At 59.7% G+C, this 19,987-nt stretch carries 17 protein-coding genes; 11 read left to right on the top strand and 6 right to left on the bottom strand.

Annotated elements, in window-relative coordinates; genetic code table 11:
- Positions 1 to 26 precede the first annotated feature (26 nt).
- From M728_RS29770 to M728_RS29760, 3 genes are all read right to left on the bottom strand, one after another.
- Positions 27 to 953, bottom strand: a complete 927-nt coding sequence (locus M728_RS29770) for an ArdC family protein (protein WP_026622212.1) — start codon at positions 951 to 953, stop codon at positions 27 to 29.
- Positions 954 to 1,194: 241 nt separating this feature from the next.
- Positions 1,195 to 1,350, bottom strand: coding sequence for a hypothetical protein (locus tag M728_RS29765; protein WP_245269749.1), 156 nt, complete (start codon positions 1,348 to 1,350; stop codon positions 1,195 to 1,197).
- A 178-nt stretch (positions 1,351 to 1,528) separates the two neighbouring features.
- Positions 1,529 to 2,287, bottom strand: a complete 759-nt coding sequence (locus M728_RS29760) for a hypothetical protein (protein WP_026622213.1) — start codon at positions 2,285 to 2,287, stop codon at positions 1,529 to 1,531.
- A gap of 240 nt (positions 2,288 to 2,527) precedes the next feature.
- Here M728_RS29760 and M728_RS29755 point away from each other — a divergent pair, with 240 nt between their 5' ends.
- Positions 2,528 to 4,468: a methyl-accepting chemotaxis protein gene (locus tag M728_RS29755; protein ID WP_245269750.1), complete on the top strand. Its 1,941-nt coding sequence runs from the start codon at positions 2,528 to 2,530 to the stop codon at positions 4,466 to 4,468.
- 588 nt (positions 4,469 to 5,056) lie between these two features.
- Here M728_RS29755 and M728_RS29750 read toward each other — a convergent pair.
- From M728_RS29750 to M728_RS29740, 3 genes are all read right to left on the bottom strand, one after another.
- The gene (locus M728_RS29750) at positions 5,057 to 5,686 is read right to left on the bottom strand and encodes a CoA transferase subunit B (protein WP_026622214.1); all 630 of its coding nucleotides are present in this window, start codon (positions 5,684 to 5,686) and stop codon (positions 5,057 to 5,059) included.
- 3 nt (positions 5,687 to 5,689) lie between these two features.
- Positions 5,690 to 6,391: a CoA transferase subunit A gene (locus tag M728_RS29745; RefSeq protein ID WP_026622215.1), complete on the bottom strand. Its 702-nt coding sequence runs from the start codon at positions 6,389 to 6,391 to the stop codon at positions 5,690 to 5,692.
- Positions 6,392 to 6,589: 198 nt separating this feature from the next.
- Positions 6,590 to 7,726: a saccharopine dehydrogenase family protein gene (locus M728_RS29740; RefSeq protein ID WP_245269751.1), complete on the bottom strand. Its 1,137-nt coding sequence runs from the start codon at positions 7,724 to 7,726 to the stop codon at positions 6,590 to 6,592.
- A gap of 171 nt (positions 7,727 to 7,897) precedes the next feature.
- Here M728_RS29740 and M728_RS29735 point away from each other — a divergent pair, with 171 nt between their 5' ends.
- From M728_RS29735 to M728_RS29690, 10 genes are all read left to right on the top strand, one after another.
- The gene (locus M728_RS29735; RefSeq protein WP_026622217.1) at positions 7,898 to 8,911 is read left to right on the top strand and encodes a 3-keto-5-aminohexanoate cleavage protein; all 1,014 of its coding nucleotides are present in this window, start codon (positions 7,898 to 7,900) and stop codon (positions 8,909 to 8,911) included.
- A gap of 69 nt (positions 8,912 to 8,980) precedes the next feature.
- On the top strand, positions 8,981 to 9,739 hold the full coding sequence (locus M728_RS29730) for an SDR family NAD(P)-dependent oxidoreductase (RefSeq protein WP_370906555.1): 759 nt from the start codon (positions 8,981 to 8,983) through the stop codon (positions 9,737 to 9,739).
- A 12-nt stretch (positions 9,740 to 9,751) separates the two neighbouring features.
- Positions 9,752 to 10,522 (top strand): SDR family NAD(P)-dependent oxidoreductase, encoded by a 771-nt coding sequence (locus tag M728_RS29725; RefSeq protein ID WP_026622218.1) that lies wholly within the window; start codon positions 9,752 to 9,754, stop codon positions 10,520 to 10,522.
- 43 nt (positions 10,523 to 10,565) lie between these two features.
- The gene (locus M728_RS29720; RefSeq protein ID WP_026622219.1) at positions 10,566 to 12,080 is read left to right on the top strand and encodes a class I adenylate-forming enzyme family protein; all 1,515 of its coding nucleotides are present in this window, start codon (positions 10,566 to 10,568) and stop codon (positions 12,078 to 12,080) included.
- A gap of 109 nt (positions 12,081 to 12,189) precedes the next feature.
- Positions 12,190 to 13,425 (top strand): ABC transporter substrate-binding protein, encoded by a 1,236-nt coding sequence (locus tag M728_RS29715; protein WP_245269752.1) that lies wholly within the window; start codon positions 12,190 to 12,192, stop codon positions 13,423 to 13,425.
- A gap of 79 nt (positions 13,426 to 13,504) precedes the next feature.
- Positions 13,505 to 15,583 (top strand): hydantoinase/oxoprolinase family protein, encoded by a 2,079-nt coding sequence (locus tag M728_RS29710; protein ID WP_026622221.1) that lies wholly within the window; start codon positions 13,505 to 13,507, stop codon positions 15,581 to 15,583.
- Between the two features lie 11 nt (positions 15,584 to 15,594).
- Positions 15,595 to 17,379 carry a hydantoinase B/oxoprolinase family protein gene (locus tag M728_RS29705; RefSeq protein ID WP_034884163.1) on the top strand — a complete coding sequence of 595 codons (1,785 nt, stop codon included), beginning with the start codon at positions 15,595 to 15,597 and terminating at the stop codon, positions 17,377 to 17,379.
- A 73-nt stretch (positions 17,380 to 17,452) separates the two neighbouring features.
- Entirely contained in the window at positions 17,453 to 18,187 is a 735-nt protein-coding gene (locus M728_RS29700) for an ABC transporter ATP-binding protein (protein ID WP_026622223.1), read from the top strand.
- Positions 18,188 to 18,190: 3 nt separating this feature from the next.
- A complete protein-coding gene (locus M728_RS29695; protein WP_245269753.1) occupies positions 18,191 to 18,946 on the top strand; it encodes an ABC transporter ATP-binding protein in 756 nt (251 codons plus the stop codon).
- A complete protein-coding gene (locus M728_RS29690; protein ID WP_026622225.1) occupies positions 18,943 to 19,857 on the top strand; it encodes a branched-chain amino acid ABC transporter permease in 915 nt (304 codons plus the stop codon). The genes M728_RS29695 and M728_RS29690 overlap by 4 nt, the downstream gene beginning before the upstream one ends.
- The last annotated feature ends 130 nt before the right edge of the window (positions 19,858 to 19,987 follow it).

The raw sequence follows: 19,987 nt of genomic DNA, 5'->3' as shown, positions 1-19,987 counted from the left end.
CTCAACCGATCGAGTTTGCGGGGCGCCTATGCGGCGCCCTGGACCTCGTTCCTCTGAGTGTCGGTCTGCTGCGCATGCATCCAGTCGGCAATCTGCTGCGCCTTGCTCGCGGCGGTGAAGATGGCGCGCGCGTCGGAACGCAGCACCTCGAGCCAGGAGGCGATGTAGCGGGCATGATCGGGGCGCGGCTCGACGCTGAGATTGAGATCGGCGCAGATCATCGCGCTCAAGAGCTCGACCGTGCATTCCTCCATGGCGTAGGCGGCCGAGCCGAAGCGTCCGGAGAGATCCCGGTCGAGGCGGTGCTTTGCGCCGGAAGCGTGGCCACATTCATGGAGCAGCACGGCGTAGTAGGCGACCACGTCGCGGAAGCAGGCGAATTCCGGCATCTGCACGTGATCGGTAGACGGGCGGTAGTAGGCCTGCGAACCGCCGTGGTGGATGTCGATCCCGAGGGCGGCGCAGAAGCGTTCGGCCCGCTCGATCCGCTCGTCCTCGGGCAGCGCCGGCATTGGGGGCGGCGTGTAGCCGTCGACCTGGGCGCAGTTGAAGACCGTGTAGCCTCGGGCGAACAGACGCCGGGCGATCTCGTCCCGATCCTCGTCGCCGTGTTGGGAGTCCGCTTCGCCGTGGCGGTCGGTGGTCTTCCAAAACACGACAAGGTGGCCGCGCTCGCCCTTGCGAACCTGGGCGCCGAGGGACTGCCATTGGCGGTAGGTGCCCCAGATGCCGGCAGGATAGCCTGCAGCGTGCGCCGCGGCCCAGAGCGACAGGATGTTGACGCCGCGATAAGCCTTGCTTGAGGCGACGTTGACGGGCGTCGTGATGGCCGATCCGTCGTGATGCCAGGGCATCCGGTGGTCGCCGGCGCCGGCTTCGATGGCGGCGATGATCTGGCTGGTGACGCGCTCGTAAATATCGGTCGGTGTCTGGCGCTTGCGATCTGTGGTCATGGGTGCCTCCTTCAGCTCGCCCTCTCCGTCGAGGGCGAGGCGGCAGGGGCAGACGCGGGAGGCCGGCCCGTCACACCCTGTTCTCGGTGCTGGTGCGGAACAGGGTTGATGGGCTGGCAGCGTCTGCCACACCCGAGCCCTGCCTCGACGGCGAGCTGAAGGAGGTGCCGACCATGATCGGCGCCTGGAACGGCCCGGATGATGTGCCGCTCTCAGCCGGCGTCGTCTCGCGGCGCGCGCTTCAGGGGAACAACCGGGCATTACCAGATCGGGCCAGCTCCTGCCGCAGACCCTCGATGACGGCATCCCGCTCGGCGACCTGCAACGTCAGCACCTGGATGTGCTGGGCGAGCGTGCGGACGAGGCGGCGCAGGTCGGCGATCTCGGCGCCGCGCACGGCGCGCAGCTCGGCTTCGAGTGCGCGGACGCGCTCCTTGAGGACCCTCGGGGAGGACCGCCGGTGACGCGCGCCAGGTTGGAGACGGTCAGTGCGCCATCGGTGCGCTCGGGGCGGCCGTCGAGCAGCCGCGCCATCGCCGCCCGCAACGCCGCCTCGCTCTTGGCGCCGAGCGCGCTCATGCTCCGCCCTCTATCAGCGGTGCGATGAGCCGGCGCTTGCGTTCGTTGTCGCGCACGATGGCTTCGCGTTGCAACGGCGACAGGCGGCCTGCAGCAAGCAGCCCTTCGCCCTCGGCGATCGAAGCCAGCCACGGCTCGCGATGCCGGGCGGTCAGACGGGCGTTCGGGCAGCGATCGGGACTGCAGCGGGAGAGCGCCGGCGCCGCACGCTCGGCGCCCGCCAGGTCGGTGAGGCAGAGGGCGGTCGCCGCATCGAAGAGGCAGTCGTTTAGGAAGCCCACATGCAGCGTCCGTCCGAGATGGGCAAGCATGGTGCGCAACCGCCTGCGGTCCATGATCCGGCCGGGAAGATCACCGAGCTCGTCCTGCACGCGGGCGAACTCCCGTCGCAATCGGGCGGCACCCGGTCCGGCCGGACCTTCCTGGCGGAGAAACGCCTCGTAATGGGCGACGATGTCGTCGAGCTGGCCGAGCGCGCGCTCGCGCTCGACAGCGAGGCGGAAATCGGCCTGGCTCGATCCGGCATAGCCCCCGAACATGGCGACGGAGGCGTGCTTGTACTGCGTCTTGCCGGCGATGGTGCCGAACGGCCGATTGGCAATGGACAAGGCGACCGTACGGCGCAATTGCCGCGTCGTGAAGTTCCAGGGCTCGTCGCCGATGCGCGGGATGGCCGGTTCGCCTTCCGAACGCGCATCGAGACCGTCGCGGAAAAGATTGAGCGTGGTGCTCAGCGTTATGCTATAACATATCACATAAGATCTATTATGGAACTTGGTTGTCGTCACCGGGTGAATTTGTTCGGAGGGATCCTAAGCGAACGACCGTTCACGTCCCGGACCAAATGTTCCACGGTGAAACCGCCTTTCAAGTCCAGAAGCGAGCGGGTGAATCAAATTTGTTTGGCCGGTCGACGCGAACATTAAACGAGAACAACCGTTCATTAATGTAGTTTGAATAGTTTCCACTGGCTACTGGGCACATTGAGGGGGAACATGAAAATGACTGCAGGACGATCGCTCGCATTCAAGTTGATCGCTATAATGGTCGCTTCGATTACCATGGTTTTGCTTCTGTCGAATGCTGTGCTTGTTGTCGCCACCAGCGACCGGATGGAAGGCCTTACTCTTGAGCAAGCAAGGCTGGAGGCATCGAAACTCGCAAACGAGATATCAGCGGAGCTTGCGGCCCTCTCTGGACCAACTGCCACGATGGCGGAGCTGATCGCCCACGGCAGGGAAAAGAATTACCTCGACCGAGCCTCTGTAATCGACATGCTTCGGGTGAATGCCCAATCTGAAATTGTGCTCAGCAGTTGGTTTATGGAAGAGCCAAATGCGTTTGATGGCAAGGCATCCGAATTGAAGGGTAATGCCGCGCTCGGTACCGCAGCAGATGGTGCCTTTGCTCCGACGTGGACAAAAAATGACGGACGCCTGTCAATGGCGCCGGTCTCGCTTGACTATACTGCCGAGTACTACCGCGTGGCTGCGCAATCACAAAAAGGGCATTTGACCGAGCCGTATGTTTGGACGGACGCGCAAGGTACGTTCTTGCTTTCCACAATCTCCTATCCCGTGATAGAAGGCAAACAGCTCATCGGCGTGACCGGCACTGACATAGATTTAACAGCGCTCTCGGCAAAACTATCTGCGCTGCGGCCGTTTGGTTCTGGAAGAATCCGTTTGATCTCACAGACCGGACGATGGATCGTAGCTCCCCAGCCGGACCTGATTGCAAAAAAATACGAAGGTGTTGGGCAGGAGACGCTGACCAAGGCACTATCGGAAGGCAAGCCTGCCATTGTCACTGATGTAAAGATGGATCAGGTCTCCTATAGCCGCATTCTGCTGCCGTTTGAGGTTCCTGGGCTCAACGTGAATTGGGTTGTTTGCGTTGATATCCCCAATACCGTGATCAGTTCTGCCGTGAATGAGCAGATCAACCTAATGGTCACAGCTGGCATCCTTGTAGTCGTCGCGATCGCGCTCACCCTCTTCATAACCACAAAAACGATGATTCAGCGGCCGATCGCACGCCTTGTCGCAACGGTGGAAGCGTTGGCCATCGGGGACTACAGTACGCCTGCCCCCGACGCTTCGCGCTCGGACGAAATAGGGGTGATCGCAGCCGCACTTGAGAAGCTGCGTGGCGCACTCATCCAAGCCAAGCATGCCGAAGAAGATGCCGAGGTAGCAAGGCAGGCGAACTCGCGCGAGCGCGCCGAGGCGGAAGCAACTCGTGCTGCGTCAGTCGAAATCCAGCGTCATATTGTCAGGGTTGTCGGCGAGGCGCTGAACGAACTGGCGACGGGGAATCTAACCTGCCGCATCAGCGAGGATTTCCCTGGGGAATATCAAAAGTTGCAGGTCGATTTCAATTCAGCATTGGACAGTTTGGAGCAAACGATCGGGCTCGTCGGCAGAGGTGTCTGCCAAATCAGCGCCGGCATCGAGGAGATCAGCACAGGTGCTAGCGACTTGGCGCGCAGGACAGAGCTGCAGGCCGCAGGTCTGGAAGAAACGGCCGCAGCGATGGCGGAATTGACAGAGCAGGTTCAGGCAAGTGCGACCAAGGCTCGCGCGGCATCGTCGAGCGTTGCGGTAGCAACCGAGGATACTCTGGCCACAGGCGACATCGTCGGCAGGGCAATTCTGTCGATGAAAAGTATCAACCGGTCGTCCCAAGAGATCACCCGAATTACCGGCGTTATCGACGAGATCGCTTTCCAGACAAATCTTCTTGCCCTGAATGCGGGCGTCGAAGCGGCCCGCGCAGGTGAGGCTGGAAAGGGATTCGCGGTCGTCGCCCAAGAAGTTCGAGAGCTTGCACAGCGCTCAGCTGTCGCCGCCAAGGACATCAAAGGGCTCATCAACTCCTCCGCAACACAGGCCGGGAAGGAGTTGAGCTCGTCGGAGAGGCCGGAAACGCACTGAGCCGGATTACAGCGCAGATTACGGCGATCAATGAAAATGTTCAGCAGATCTCGACATTTGCCGGCGAGCAATCCTTGGGATTGAGAGGCGTCAGCGCTTCGGTAGATCAGATGGACCAAGTCACGCAGCAGAATGCGGCTATGGTCGAGGAGACAACCGCCGCTAGTATATCTTTAAGAGATGAGGCACGCCTGTTAATCGAGGCAGTGGGTCGTTTCCGTATCTCTGAAAGGGCTCATGAAGACTTAGCGTTCCGCCTCCAACGAGCGGCCTAAGTATAACTCATTAGCCAGCCACCGTCCGGCATTACAGTAGCTGGACCGAGGAATACCAGCACCATGGCCGGGCACTGCCCGGCCATCTTCTGTACAGCTCCAACTTTGCAGCTCGCTGCAAAGATGAAAGCGCCGTCATCAAAGGCACTACTTCCTCAAGGGCGACGGCCTTGACGGCGACAAGCATGTAAGTTGCATTTCCTATTTGCAGGAAACAGGAGCGGCGGCGGCTTTCCCCTGCCCTGGTCGAAGGGGTGCGTTATCAGACGTGGAGAAATGTCCCTTCTGATCTTCTTCAGTTCAGCATGCCATCTCACACGATTATTCGCGCCTCCGTTGCTCTTCGGAGATCATACTCCGTCGTCCCTGGCGCCAATTCCACGATCTTCAGCCCGCCCGGCATAACATCCAGCACACCAAGGTTAGTTATGATCCGGTTCACCACGCCTTTTCCGGTTAGCGGCAGCGTGCATCTCGCCAGGATCTTCGACTCTCCCGCCTTATTCGTGTGATCCATGAGAACCACCACGCGCCCCACGCCGGCGACCAGGTCCATGGCCCCGCCCATGCCCTTGACGAGTTTGCCCGGAATCATCCAGTTGGCGAGATCCCCTTCTTCAGAAACCTCCATCGCGCCAAGGATCGCCATGGCTATTTTGCCGCCACGGATCATGCCAAATGACGTTGCGCTGTCGAAATAGGCGGTCTGCGGAAGTTCCGTGATCGTCTGTTTACCTGCGTTAATAAGGTCGGGGTCCTCCTCCCCATCGTAAGGGAAAGGACCCATACCCAGCATTCCGTTCTCCGACTGCAAGGTCACCTTTATGCCCTCGGGAATATAGTTCGAAACCAGGGTCGGAATGCCGATACCAAGGTTTACATACCAGCCGTCCTGCAATTCCTGAGCAGCACGAGCGGCCATTTGATTGCGGTCCCAAGCCATGTCTTACGCCTCGCGGTGGCGAACAGTTCGCTGCTCTATGCGTTTCAGGTGCTGCCCTGGGATAAGGCGGTGGACATAGATCCCCGGCAGGTGAATGTGGTCAGGATCGAGCGAGCCCAAGGGCACAATCTCCTCTACCTCTGCGACGCAGATCTTGCCGCACGTGGCAGCAGGCGGATTGAAGTTGCGTGCCGTTTTTCGGAACACAAGGTTGCCGGTGGGATCGGCCTTCCAGGCTTTGACGATGGAGACGTCGGCAACGATCGCGCGTTCGAGAATATAAGTCCTACCATCGAACACTTTATGCTCCTTGCCTTCGGCAATGACAGTCCCCACACCGGTAGGAGTGTAGAAGGCGGGAATGCCGGCGCCGCCAGCGCGCATGCGTTCGGCAAGTGTGCCCTGGGGATTGAACTCCAGTTCCAGCTCCCCACAAAGAAACTGTCGCATGAACTCGGCGTTCTCGCCCACATAGGATGAAATCATCTTCTTGATCTGCCGCGTCTTGAGAAGGATGCCGAGCCCGAAGTCATCGACGCCGCAATTGTTGGAGGCGATGGTAATCTCCTTCGTTCCGGCGTCCCTTATCCCGGAAATCAGAAGTTCGGGGATTCCGCACAGCCCGAAGCCGCCCGACGCAATCGTCATTCCGTCGAAAAGGAGGCCCTCAAGTGCGGCCTCGGCGGACGAATAGATCTTGTTCATCCCTATCCCCTTTGAATTCTGTGCTCGACGCACTTGCGTGTGGCAGGGGTGGTTGTGACGTTTTCGCGTTCCCCGCCTCCGGGGTTCTCGAGTCGGGCACATCGCTGCCATTGGCTCGCGCGGGTTTTAGAAAATCGAACGCAGGCCTTGTTCGATCCCGGTGGTTGTTGATGACCACTGAGGACTGCCGTTGCGCGTTTAGAAATTGGTGGTCACAATGCCGTCCGCGAAAGTCCCCGCTTCTGCGGCGAGACGCAGGAAGTGGTCGAGGCCTTTCTGGTAGGGAATTGCCTCCACTCCGTTGGCTCCCGCTGAAACGCCACCCTCTAGAAGCGACAGTGCCGCGGCCGCCATGCCCAGCCCCGTGCCCCGGCTCATGTCTCCCGCGTCCGTGATCGACTTCATGCTGACCGGGACGTTCCCTTTCGTCCCGATCACATTTACCTGGGTCGCCGAGATCCGTTGACCGCTTGGCTTCAGTTCATGGCGTTTCCAGAGCAACTTCCAAAGCACTTCGATCGGTTGCACTTCCTTGCCGTCAATTTCGACGGTAATCTCCGAGTGGCCGAACCCGATACGTCCAAGCGTCGAGAAGGCGGCATTCGCCCAATTGGGGAAGAGCGAACCCTTGCACTGGACAAGGGCAAGATCGCGTCGAAAGCGCCCGAGTGTGACCGGCTCCGGATGGGCCGTGTCATAGGCCTCGATCCGGTTGAAAGGAGGCGGCACGTCAAAGCTTTCTGCGGTCTCTGGCACAAAACCCTTGGTGAACTCCATCTTGCCGTTGCGCCAAGTAGGGCAAGGCGCCACTGCCATGTGCAGCATGTGGCGCAGCACAGCGAGGCCACCCGGATCCGGTTCACGAGTGATCCAGACAATCTTGATACCATCGAGCTCCGGGTGGCTCTCAAGCAGGCTGCAGGCCAGCCAATTCGAAACGCCCGGTGAAAGGCCGCCACCTGTAATCACCGGCACGCCCTTCGATTTCGCAGCGTTGTCGAGCTCGAGGATCGTCTTCGTACCTTCCGCGTCGTCGCCGACGTCGATGTAAGCCGCACCGGCGGCAATTGCGGCGCGGGCTGCCCCATCCGAGCCCAGGAAGAATGGACCGGCGAAGTTCACAACCAAGTCCATGCCAGCCGCATCGAGGCCGTCGCGCGCGATGTCAGCTTGATGGGTCCTTATGCGGTCGGGCGCGACGGCCTCACCACGTCTCAGGCTTTCGTCGGAACGATCAACAAGAATGAATTTGGCGGCGGGCAGCGCGCGAGCCAGAATCGACAGAGCGCTCCTGCCCATCTGCCCCACCCCCACCATCATGATTGTCGGGCTCATCGGCCTCTCCATAATGAACGTTAATTCATACAACGCCGAATGTTTGTCGTCGTCAAGTACTCTATGCCTATCGAATGCGCGATAGAACCAGTCTTTCGCCAGACCTGACGTCTTTACAGATATGTGCATATGCATTAACGTTCATTCATATCAGCAACTAGGGAGGTGCCGATGGCGCGCAAACCAAACACCGTGAACTGGGAGCAGGTGAACAAATGGGTTTCCCGCGAGGGGGCTCAGGCGAACTGGAAGGTATTCGGTTTTCCGTCGATCATGTCGATCGACCGGACGGCGTTTTCGAACGCCGAGCCGATGCCGAGGTGGGAAGCCCCGCCGAAGCTGATCCTGTCGACCGCGATTAACGGGGCTTTCTATACGAAGAACGAAAACCCGCACCAGGCGATCACGCCCGAAGAGATCATCCAATCCGCTGAGGAATGCATCGCTGCCGGGGCGCAGATCATCCATATCCACGCGAGAGACGAACGCGGCTATAATGTGCTCGACACCGGCTTGTTCCGCGAGACGCTGACACACCTACGCACAAACCATCCACATGTTGCACTGGATGCGTGTTTGGTGGCCGTGAACGCAGACGAAGAGCGTATGATGTCCGAGATGATGCAGCTCGGCGTGATGGAGGGCGTGCCGGTCAACACGACGGCCATCATTCTCGGCGACAATCACTTCGTCAAATCGCCGGCTGCCATCATCGAGAAGACCAAGCGTGCGATCGACGCTGGGCTGACCCCGCAGATTGCAGTCTACACCGATGCTGACATCGACAATGCCCGCCGCTACCTGATCGACAGCGGCCTCATTCAGGGTCCGCTCAACTGGCTCGTGCTACCTGGCCTTCCGGGATGCAGCCCAATGTACTCCCCCGAAACGATGGTGGATGGATTCCTTCGGCTCGTTCGGCTTATTCGCCATATCGATACTGACTCGACCATCATCGCTTGCACGGGCGGTCGTACCAGCAGCTATCTGGCGACGCTCGCCATTCTGCTCGGCGTGCATGTTCGGGTCGGCATGGAGGACACGGTTTGGAAGTGGCCCCATCGGGACGACAAGATCCAGTCGAATGTCGAGGTCTTTCAGCAGATCTCGGGCATTGCAGCCGCGCTCGGGCGAGAGTTGATGACAGCGGACGAATACCGCAATCTAATGACTCTGAAGATCTGATCCAAGAGTGGGCGGCACCCAGTGCCGCCTCCTCGCGTGTGACTGGGTGGAGAAATGACGTTGAACGCGGTGGTGACGGGGGGCTCAAAAGGCATAGGATACGGCATTGCAGCCTGTCTCCTGCGCAGGGGATATGACGTGACTATTACTGGTCGCAACCATGAGGATCTCGCGCAGGCGGCGTCCGAGCTTGGCTCTCTTGGTCCGGTCCATGCGGTTGTGGCAGATTCCACTGTCGAGGACGACGTTGAGCGGGTGATGACCCGGTTTGAAGATACAGCAAGTCCGCTTTCACTTCTGGTAAACAATGCCGGAGTCGCGGACTACAAGTCGATCCTGAAGATGGATATTGCGCGCTGGCGCTCGGTCGTCGAAGTCAATCTGACTGGAGCCTTTCTCGTCACACAGCGTGCAGCGCGAAGAATGCGGGCAACAGGTGGCGGCGCGATCGTCAACATCGCTTCGATAGATGCGCGCGGCATGGATGGTCGTCAGTCAGCCTACGGAGCCGCTAAGGCTGGTCTCATCAACCTAACAAAAACGGCCGCAGTCGAGCTGGCTCCCTATCGCATCCGCGTCAATTCGGTTAGTCCAGGCTGGACGCTGACCGCGATGGTTGGTGATCACCTTCCTGACGCGGCCTTGCGGGCCATCAAGGATGGGTTCGCGCGCGTGCCTATGGGCCGCTTGGTCGAGATCGACGAGATCGCCCGAGCCGTCGCCTTCCTCGGCAGCAACGAGGCAAGCGGAATTACCGGGGTAGACTTGCCCGTGGATTGCGGCGTGCTCGCCAACCTCTACATCGCAGAATCGCTTCCTCGCGAGTGACGGAAAACGCCAATGGCAAACAAGGAAGTGGCATTGATCAGCGGAGGTGGCTCAGGCATCGGACGGGCGGTCGCCCTCCGCCTTGCCTCGCGTGGAGCCACCGTCGGCGTGCTTGATCGAGACAGGACTGGTGCCGAGGAAACTGCCGATCTCATCTCGCAAGCAGGTGGCCAGGCGAAAGTCTTGATTGCCGATGTCTCGCGCGTCACAGAGGTCGATGTCGCGGTGGCTGAATTCGTGGCCGCTGCAGATGGGCTGGACACTCTTGTCGCCGCCGCAGGTGTCGCGCGGGGCGGGCTCGTGCATCGAATGTCTGAGGCAGCCTGGGACCAGGTCATTAACGTCAACCTCAAAGGCACGTTCCTCCTGGCGCGAGCAGGTATTCCGTTCCTTCAGCGGCGCGGCGGCGGGGCATTCGTAGCGATCGGTTCAGATGCCGGCGTAGTGGGCGCAATCGCGTACGGCGCCTATTGCGCGTCCAAACACGGTGTGATTGGGCTGGTAAAGGCAATGGCCCTTGATTACGGGGGGCAGGCGATCCGATGCAACGTTGTCTGCCCTGGCTTCGTCGACACGCCGATGGCGAACGGTATTTTTGCCAAAGCTCCGGAGGGCACCCGAGAGGCATTCGAGGCAGCGGTGCCGATGGGCCGTTTCGCAAGACCCGAGGAAGTGGCGAATGTGGTCGCCCACCTTACTTCGGCTGAGGCCAGTTACACCAATGGAAACGTCTACCTGATCGATGGCGGCAGTTCTGCCGGGCACATGATCGGGCGGGGCTGACGGGGCGAACAGGAAAAATGCGGCCTCGTGACGGGAGAAGCCAGTGACTTACCGCAACTATCCGACGATCATTCATGCCTTGGCAGATTGGAGTGAGCGCACGCCCGATGCAATCGCGCTGACCGACGGCGATGTGGAAATATCGTACGGCCGGCTGGCCTCAGAGGTGGAAGCTGCCTCTCGGCGACTTGTTGCGCTTGGCATCGGCAGGCAGGATCGGGTGATCGTTGTCGGGAACAACACCTGGCAATGGGTGGTGTGTTATCTGGCAACGATGCGGATTGGCGCCATTTCCGTGCCCATGAACAATCGGCTGGCGCCTGCGCAGGTGGGGGAGCTCGTCGAGCTTCTGGGGGCCAGGGTGGCCTTGGCTGACGACAGCCATGCGGCAATGTTCAATGATTGCCGCGGCATCGAGGTGTACTCTATTACCGGCAATGCCGCGAGATCATTTTTCGGTGTCCATGGAGTTCGGCAACCGGCGGACATGCCAGCTCCCGCCGAAGACGCCCTGATCAGTTTTACGTCAGGGACGACTGGCATTCCAAAGGGGGCGGTGATCACGCACAATGCCCTAAGGAAAGCGGTGCAGGTGTATGCCGAATTGCTCGGCGAAGAGGCGTCGCAATCAACCCTGATCGTTGCGCCCCTGTTTCATAATACCGGTTTCGTCGACCAGCTCTGCACGATGATTCTTCGCGGTGGTCGTTCCGATCTGCTGCTGCGCTATCGAACGCAAGCTGCCGTGGATGCGTGCCGCCGGCGACCGGTGACCTTCGTCACCGCAGTTCCGAGCGTCCTGAGGATGATGATGACGGCCGAAGGCGCTGACGCAATCTATGGTCCGGCGCAATTGGTCCTATTCGGCGGGTCGCCGATGCCTGCCCCATGGTCGCTAGAGATGCACCAACGTTGGCCGGCCCTTCGTTTGGTGCACGGATATGGGCTGACGGAGTTTACGTCCTGCTGCACCCTTCTTCCCGCTGAGAAGATCCTCACCCATGGGGACTCAATCGGCTACCCGGCAAAAGGAGTTGACCTGCGCCTCGTTGGCGAAGACGGTAAGGACGTTCCCGATGGCGTCGCGGGCGAGATTTGGGTTAGGGGCGAGACCAGGATGCGCGAATACTGGCGTCGGCCCGATGTCACCGCTGAAAAGATCGAGGGTGATTGGCTTCGGACGGGCGACCTTGCCGAGCGTCGTGAGCTTGGCCTGCTCTACCATGTCGGCCGCCGAGACGATGTCATTAATCGCGGGGGCGAAAAGATCCTCCCCTCATTCATAGAGGGCGTGATGGCCAATGTCCCGGACGTTGCGCAGGCCGTGGTCTTCGCCGTTCCTCACCCGGTTTTGCAAAACAGCGTCCTCGCAGCGCTGGAGCCACGTCCTGGTAGAACGGTAGACGTAGCAGCTGTCCTGGACTTCTTGCGCACTCAGCTTCCCGGCTACGCCGTCCCCGAGGCGATCATCGTCAGCAATGATCTTCCGCGAACAGCGTCGGGAAAACTCGACCGGCGGGCGGTTAGAGCCGAATATCTCTCCCAACGAGATCAATAGTCAAAGGGGCCATGAGGACGGCCAGGGTGCTCTTGACAAGGATGTCTTCCGGCGCAAGGATGAATGAACGTTAATTAGACGAACGAACGTTCATAAGGGGAACGAAAACATGAGCCAGGAGAAAACCAGCTTCTTTCTAAATACCCAAAGGTTCGCGCGACGTGGTTCGATCGCATCTATCATGGGTTCCCTTCTTGTTGCCACGACGTATTCTGCAGCCTGGGCCGATCAGATAACTATCGGATTTGCCACTGCGCAGTCCGGATTCATGGTGGGATTCGACGGAGATGCGCAAAAGATGGCGCAGCTCTGGATCAAGGACCGCAACGCAGCAGGCGGTCTTCTGGGCAAGCCGATCGATTTCGCGATCTCTGACACGAAATCCGATCGCATAGAGGGAGCCCGTGCTGGTCAGACGGTCGTCGATGCAGGCGCCGATCTGGTCGTTGTGTCATGTGACTATGATTTCGGCTCTCCCGCCGCCGGCGCGGCCGAGCGAGCAGGCAAAATATCTGTGTTTCTCTGTGCCGAAGACCCGAAGGCCGGGGTGCAGGGCGTGGGCCCTCTCTCCTACACAACCTCGGTTGCTGCTCACGTTCAGGGAGCCGTCATGGCCCGCTGGGCCAATGAGAAGCTTGGCGTGAAGCGGCCTTACGTACTCCTCGATACCATGACGGAATACGACAAGTCGCTCTGCGCGGGCTTCCGCTGGGCCGTATCTGAGACAAAGGGAATGCAGATCGTTGGCGAGGACACGTTCTTGAACGATGATCCTTCGATTCAGTCACAAATTACCCGTCTCGCGACCGCCACCGAAAAGCCTGACGCGATCATGCTCTGCAGCTACGTTCCGGGTGGTGCGAGCGCGCTGCGCCAAATTCGCGCCGCAGGCGTCGAGCTGCCAATTCTCGGTGGTAGTGCGATGGACGGGTCGTACTGGATCGACGCCGTCCCAGGGCTTAAGGACTTCTACCTTCCCGTCGCCGCTTCAGTGCACGGCGATGATCCCCGCGCAGAAATCAATTCCCTGAATGAGCGCTACAAAGCGGCTTACGGGAGCTTGCCGGCGACTACCTACGGCTATCCTATCTACGCTTTCCTGGACCTATGGGCCAGAGCGGTCGAAAAAACCGGTGGCACAGACGGCTCCCAAGTTGCAGCCGCCCTGGACGCAATGAAAGATGAGAAGACTTTCATCGGTCCACGCAGCTTCTCTCCACAGTTGCACATCCAAACGAACGCCGAAATGCTGATCCTGAGCCACGACGCTGGCAAGGTTCACGTGGCGGATCGCTACAGCTTGCCGAATCCCCTTCCGCAGGACGTGTTGTTCGGCCGCAACTGATCCGCTTGGCAAAAAGACTGATCCCGGCGTCGAAGCGCTGGGGTCGCTGGAGCGACCAGTTAGGTGGAAAAGAGCAAGCATGTCTTACGTCATCTCGATTGACACTGGCGGCACCTTCACGGACGTAGTGATTAGGGGGCCCGACGGGAAACCAGCCATCGGCAAGGCGCTGACAACACATGAACGGGTCTTTTCCGGTATGCGCGAAGCGGTGGCTGCGGCTGCCGCGGAAAAGAAAATGACTCTCGACGAGCTGCTGGCTGATACCGAGCTGCTTGTTTATGGGACGACCCGCGCTACCAACGCCATCGTTACCAAGCGCGTTGCAAAAACGGCTTTCGTAACCACCGCCGGGTTCCCTGACACCCTCGTCTTGAGAGAAGCGGGCAAATTCGACCCACACGATTTCCGCACTCCCTATCCTGACCCCTACATACCGCGGCGCTGCACATTCGAGATTGTGGAACGCATGTCCTCGGAAGGCACCGTTTCGGTGCCGTTCGATGAAGCACAGGCGCGCAAGTCGGTAGCCCAGATCGTCGAACGAGGCTTCGAAGCAGTTGCGGTCTGTTTTCTCTGGTCTGTGGCAAATGGTGCTCATGAACTGGCTTTCGCACGGTTGCTGGACGAAATGGCCCCCGGCACTCCCTATACTCTGTCCCACCAATTGATCCCGATCGTACGCGAATACCGCCGCGCCTCGGCCACGGCAATCGACGCTTCGCTGAAACCTTTAATGCAGGAACACCTCCGTCAGCTCGAGACCGACCTTCGCAAGGCCGGCTACAAAGGCGAAATCCTCGTCTCAATTACCTCGGGCGGCTGTACCAACATAGAAGCGGTCGTGGCCAAACCGATCTATACGATTGGCTCCGGACCGGCGATGGCCCCGATCTCCTCGCGCGCCTACGCCAAACAGGAAAGCTACGGCGACAACGTCATCGTGTGCGATACCGGCGGCACTACTTTCGACGTGGGCCTGGTTCGAGACGGTCGCCTTACCTTCACGCGCGACACCTGGCTTGGTCCTCAATATGTGGGCGACCTTATGGCGATTTCGGCCGTGGACATGCGCTCCGTTGGGGCTGGCGGCGGCTCTATTGCATGGATCGACGAAGGAGGGTTGATGCATGTGGGGCCGCAATCGGCTGGTTCGGAGCCTGGGCCGGCTTGCTACGGTCGTAGAGGAGAGCTGCCAACGGTTTCAGACGCTGCGGCGGTTTTGGGTTACTTCGACCCAAACTTCTTCCTGGGCGGCAGAATGACACTCGACGTTCCTGCTGCACGCCGAGCGATCGGGACCGTGTCCTCCAAGATCGGCCTGGGCGCTGAGGAGTGCGCCTATCGTATCCTGACCCTAGCATCCGAGCTGATGATCAGGGCAATCGGTGACATCACCATCAACGAAGGCCTCAACCCACGCGAAAGCTCCATCGTAGCCGGCGGCGGGGCGGCCGGTTTGAACATAATGCTGATTGCAAAGGAACTCGGCTGTAATCGCGTCATCCTGCCTAAGACCGCCTCGGCACTGTCGGCGGCTGGCATGCAGTATGCGAACATCGTCTCGGAAGAAGCGGCGAGCCTCGTGACATCCACCCAAGCTTTCAACTTTGAAGGGGTTCACGCGGTCCTTTGTCGCCTCAAAGCCAAACTTGATGCCTTCGCAATCCAGCTGGATCAAAGCGTAAACCATCGGATAGAATTCATAGCTGAAGCTCGCTACGCCGGCCAGGTCTGGGAACTCGACACACCGGTTCCCGCCTCGGGTCTTAAGACATTGGCCGACGTCGAAGCACTGAAGGAGGAGTTCCACCGCGTACATGAGCGGCTTTTTGCTGTGCGAGACGAGGGCAGTCCGGTTGAATTCATAAACTGGAAGGCCCGCCTGAGCATTCCCCTGGGCGGCGATCCCGCCTCCTCTCCCGAAGTCGAGGTTTGCAGTGCGGACCCCGAATTTTGCGCTGGACTTGCAAAGCGCGACTGTTTCTTCGGTGGGGCGTCGCCAGTCGCAACTCCGATCCTCAAGCCGCGCGACATGTTTCCGGGCCTCCGCATCCAAGGTCCTGCGATCATCGAGGAGCCGACGACCACGCTGGTCGTTTATCCGGGAATGTCGGCAACGATCAGCGGCGCCGGCAACTACCTGCTGGAAATCTGAAGGAGGACAAGATGGAACAGCCGGTAAGCTCGAGCTTCGATCCCTTCCTGACTGCAATCATTGCTAACCGCATCGACAGCATCATCCGCGAGATGACGAACGCGATGTTGAGGTCGGCGCGCTCCGCCGTGATCAATAGTGCTCGAGATTTCAGCTGTTCGATCGTGACCTCTGACAATCGACTGCTCGCATCCGCCGAAGGGCTGCCGATCCACATCTTCGGATCGGATCTGCTGACATCAGCAATGCAGAAGTTCCACGGCCATGACCTGCGCGAGGGGGACTGCTACCTCCATAACGATCCCTATAACGGCAACAGCCATCCCGCAGACCACGCGTTTCTCGTGCCTGTGTTTATCGACGGCGAACATATGTTCACCGCAGTGGCCAAAGCGCATCAGGCCGACATCGGTAACGCGCTTCCGACCACCTACATGGCAGGCGCGCGCGACCAGTATGCGGAGGGCGCACTGATTTTTCCGGCAGTGAGAGTCCAGCGAGACTACAAGATGAACGAGGATATCGTGCGCATGTGCCGCGCGCGGATCCGCGTTCCCAATCAATGGTATGGTGATTTTCTGGCAGGAATCGGATCGGCCAGGATCGCCGAACGGCGATTGAAAGAGCTCTGCGGCAAGTACGGCAAGGAGCAGATACGGGCGTTCATCAACGATTGGCTCGACTATTCTGAAGAGCTGATGGTTAAGGCGCTTCAGCAGATGCCTCGGACTCGACTGTCGAATTCAGGCCGTCACGATGCACTGCCGGGGCTGCTCCCGGACGGTGTACCTCTGCGGGTATCACTGGAGATCGATCCGGAAGCGGCCATGATCGAGATTGATCTGACCGAGAACGTCGACAGCCTTCCGGTTGGCTTGAATCTTAGCCTGGCCTCTGCTTCTGCGGCAGCTGTGGCGGGTGTGTTCAACTCGATGAGCATTCGGGTGCCGCGCAATGATGGCTCCTTCCGCCGCATCCGTCTGCGGTTCCGCGAGGGCTCGATCCTCGGAAAACCGCGTTTTCCACACAGTTGCTCAGTCTCAACCACGAACATCGCAGACCGCGTGGTGAATGTCGTGCAGTCGGCATTTGCCCGCGTCAGCGCCGAATGGGGACTCGCAGAAGGCGGTGTGGGTGTCGGGCTCGGTTTTGCGGTTGTTTCTGGCAACGACCATCGCTACGGAGCGACATCCTACGTGAATCAGATCTGCATTGGATCGGCAGGAGGTCCTGGCAGTCCATCAGCTGACGGCTGGCCAACCTACTCCATCCCTGTTGTTGCCGGTCTGATGTATCGCGACTCAATCGAGATCGACGAACTAAAGCATCCTTTCGAGGTTGAGTACTGCAGGCTTAAATCGGGAACTGGCGGCGCAGGTGAATTCCGGGGGGGCCCGGCGCTCGAGATGTCGATCACGCCGAAGGACAGCCCAATCGAGTTCATCTGGAACTGTGACGGGCTTGAGACCGCGCCGAAGGGCGTGCGGGGCGGCAGGGACGGTATAACGTCCCAGCACTGGCTCGTCAGCGCAGATGGTGCCGCCGAGGAACTCCCGAGCATGGTCGTCAGGACATTACAAAAGGGTGAGCGGCTTCGGGGTTGGCACACGTCCGGGGGCGGCTACGGTAATCCGCTAGCGCGCGACGTCGAGCTTGTTCGCAAGGATGTCTTGGAGGGTTACGAAACAATCGAGCGCGCCCGTGATCTCTATGGCGTGGTGTTCACAGGATCCATTGCCAACGATTCGCTGGCGGTGGACGAGATTGGGACTGCGTTACTGCGGGGTATTGGCTGATGCCCTTCTCGCAATTCATCCGCAGGCAAATCATGGTTCGTCGTGCTCTCGATGACCGCTACCGGAGGCACAGATGAACGCGGCTGTTCCTCCCAGCTTGGCCGCCGAGGCGGTTTCGGTGACGTTCGACGGTTTGCGAGCGATCTCAGGTGTGTCGCTCACTCTCGAAAAGGGTGAGATCCTCGGGCTGATCGGGCCGAACGGCGCTGGCAAAACTACACTTGTCAACTGCCTCTCAGGTTTTCAACTGCCTACCGAAGGACGTGTTAGGCTCGGCGGGCAAGATACGGTCCGCTGGGACGCGGCGGCCTTCCGGAAGGCGGGGGTGGCACGAACATTTCAGGGCGGCCGATTGTTCCGTGACATGTCGGTGCTCGATAATGTCGAAGTCACCGGCGTGGCGCTCGGTCTGTCGCGAAGGGCGGCGCAGCGGAAGGCCTCTGAATTGTTGGACTGGATGGGGATCGCGCAATTTGCCCATCAGCTTGCCGGCACCCTGCCCTATACCGATGAGCGCCGTGTTGGGATCGCGAGAGCACTCCTGATGAAGCCGGACTTCTTGCTTCTGGATGAGCCGGCAGCAGGAATGTCGGACCACGAATGCGAGCAGCTGACGGCGCTGATCCGCATAATCCGGCTGGAGCAAGGCTGCGGTATCCTGCTGATCGAGCACAACATGGCAGTGGTGCTAGGGCTTTGCGACCGCGTCCACGTCCTCGATGGGGGACGCACATTGGCCCAAGGACGAGCCGCCGAAGTCCGCAATGACCGGGCAGTCATTGACGCCTACCTGGGTGCAGAGGGATGAGCCATGATGGTCGATGATATCCTTCAGGTTCGGGGGCTGCGTCTCGGCTACGGCAGAGCGATGGTACTGAACGGCGTGTCTTTCGAAGTTCCGACAAAGGGCCTGATAGCTATCATTGGACCTAATGGCGCCGGGAAGTCGTCTACGCTCGGCGCAATTGCTGGCGGAAACACAGTAAGCTCTGGAACGATCGTCTTCGAAGGCAAAGACATTACCGGCGCCGCTCCGGAGGTGATCGCCGCGGCCGGCCTGTCGTTTGTGCCCGAGGGGAGACATGTTTTTTCCAGTCTGACTGTCGAAGAGAACCTGAGGGTGGGAACATTCAGACGAAAGGACCGGAACGCGGTCGAGATCGATCTTGAGCGGGTGTTCGGTTACTTCCCGCGCCTGAAGGAGCGACTTCGCCAGCCCGGAGGAAAAATGTCGGGTGGAGAGCAGCAGATGCTTGTAATTGGTCGCGCATTGATGTGTCGCCCTCGGCTGGTGCTGATCGATGAGCCAAGCCTCGGTTTGGCGCCCCGGATAGTCGACGAAGTCTATGACATCCTGCAGCGGTTGCGTACCGAGGAGGGGTTAAGTCTCCTCGTGAACGAGCAGAGCTCGCGTCGCGTCATGAAGTACGCCGACGAGATCATCGTTCTACGTGAGGGCGCCGTGCAACTTCGAGGGAAGCCGTCTGCGCTCGGCGCGGAAACCCTGCACGACGCGTATTTCGGTGCTGGCACATTTGACCATGACAGCGCGGGGGGAACGGTATGATTCACTTCCTGCAGACACTGATCGATGCTTTGAGTCTTGGCAGTCTCTATGCCCTCGCGGCGCTCGGAATCGGGCTGTTGTTCGGAATCATGCGTCTGATCAACTTCGCGCATGGCGATTTCGTAGCACTTTCGGCTTACGCTCTGATTCTGCCTTCCACTGACGTGGTCTCAACACTGTTCATCGGCAGCCTGAGCTGGCCGCTCCTCATTGCGGCGATCCTGACGTTCGGCGTGGTTGTAGCGCTGCTGTCCAATTTCGCGGTGTTCAGACGAATGCGCACCGCGAGCCCCCAGAACCTGATGGTCGTTTCCTTTGCGCTTGGCTATGTCATTCAGAACCTCATCATGACCGTCTACGGGGCCCGCCCCAAGGCGTTGGGCCTGTGGTCGTCGTTGACGCAGGTGATCGATGTCGGCGGTTTGCGAGTACCGCTCCTACAACTCGTCACGATCGGTGTCACGGCCGGCCTCCTTTTAGGCCTGCTGTTGTTCATGCGCAAAACACCATTCGGCATCCAGATGCGCGCTGCGGCAGACGACTTCCGCATGGCACGGTTTCTAGGCGTCCGGGCAGATTTTGTGATCGCGTTGTCCTTCGCGATTAGCGGTTTGCTGGCGGGCGTCGTATCGCTGCTTTTCGTCGTGCAGACCGGCGTCCTTGCGCCCACCATGGCTAGCGACATCATCATATTCGCATTCATCGCGACGGTAGTGGGCGGCATGGGCAGCCTCCCCGGCGCTGTGTTGGGCGGATTGCTGGTGGGTGCGGCGTCATCGCTTTTGCAGGCCTATTTGCCCGACGGCATTCGCGCCTTTCGCGACGTTTTCGTATTCCTGTTCGTAATCGCGCTGCTGTTGGTACGCCCCTCCGGCATCATCCGGCTGAAGCAATTCGAAGAAAGGGTCTGACCGGTGAAGGAGCAAACCGCCCCTACTACTTGCATAGCCGTGCCGCTATCGAGCTCCAGCCACTCTATGAAACGGTTCGAAACTCCATTCATCTTGTGCCTAGTGCTTCTGGGATTGCTGGCGTCAAGCC

This window comes from Ensifer sp. WSM1721 (genome assembly GCF_000513895.2).
Taxonomy (GTDB): Bacteria; Pseudomonadota; Alphaproteobacteria; order Rhizobiales; family Rhizobiaceae; genus Sinorhizobium.
Note: the sequence above shows the minus strand (reverse complement) of the source record. Positions and strands in the feature narration are given on the sequence as shown.

What these genes read in the sequence shown, in the direction of transcription:
- M728_RS29755 (WP_245269750.1), top strand. Translation starts at nt 2,528, where the DNA reads ATGAAAATGACTGCAGGACGATCGCTCGCATTCAAGTTGATCGCTATA.
- M728_RS29750 (WP_026622214.1), bottom strand. Translation starts at nt 5,686, where the DNA reads ATGGCTTGGGACCGCAATCAAATGGCCGCTCGTGCTGCTCAGGAATTG.
- M728_RS29690 (WP_026622225.1), top strand. Translation starts at nt 18,943, where the DNA reads ATGATTCACTTCCTGCAGACACTGATCGATGCTTTGAGTCTTGGCAGT.
- M728_RS29710 (WP_026622221.1), top strand. Translation starts at nt 13,505, where the DNA reads ATGTCTTACGTCATCTCGATTGACACTGGCGGCACCTTCACGGACGTA.
- M728_RS29740 (WP_245269751.1), bottom strand. Translation starts at nt 7,726, where the DNA reads ATGAGCCCGACAATCATGATGGTGGGGGTGGGGCAGATGGGCAGGAGC.
- M728_RS29770 (WP_026622212.1), bottom strand. Translation starts at nt 953, where the DNA reads ATGACCACAGATCGCAAGCGCCAGACACCGACCGATATTTACGAGCGC.
- M728_RS29725 (WP_026622218.1), top strand. Translation starts at nt 9,752, where the DNA reads ATGGCAAACAAGGAAGTGGCATTGATCAGCGGAGGTGGCTCAGGCATC.
- M728_RS29700 (WP_026622223.1), top strand. Translation starts at nt 17,453, where the DNA reads ATGAACGCGGCTGTTCCTCCCAGCTTGGCCGCCGAGGCGGTTTCGGTG.
- M728_RS29745 (WP_026622215.1), bottom strand. Translation starts at nt 6,391, where the DNA reads ATGAACAAGATCTATTCGTCCGCCGAGGCCGCACTTGAGGGCCTCCTT.
- M728_RS29715 (WP_245269752.1), top strand. Translation starts at nt 12,190, where the DNA reads ATGAGCCAGGAGAAAACCAGCTTCTTTCTAAATACCCAAAGGTTCGCG.
- M728_RS29705 (WP_034884163.1), top strand. Translation starts at nt 15,595, where the DNA reads ATGGAACAGCCGGTAAGCTCGAGCTTCGATCCCTTCCTGACTGCAATC.
- M728_RS29695 (WP_245269753.1), top strand. Translation starts at nt 18,191, where the DNA reads ATGATGGTCGATGATATCCTTCAGGTTCGGGGGCTGCGTCTCGGCTAC.
- M728_RS29735 (WP_026622217.1), top strand. Translation starts at nt 7,898, where the DNA reads ATGGCGCGCAAACCAAACACCGTGAACTGGGAGCAGGTGAACAAATGG.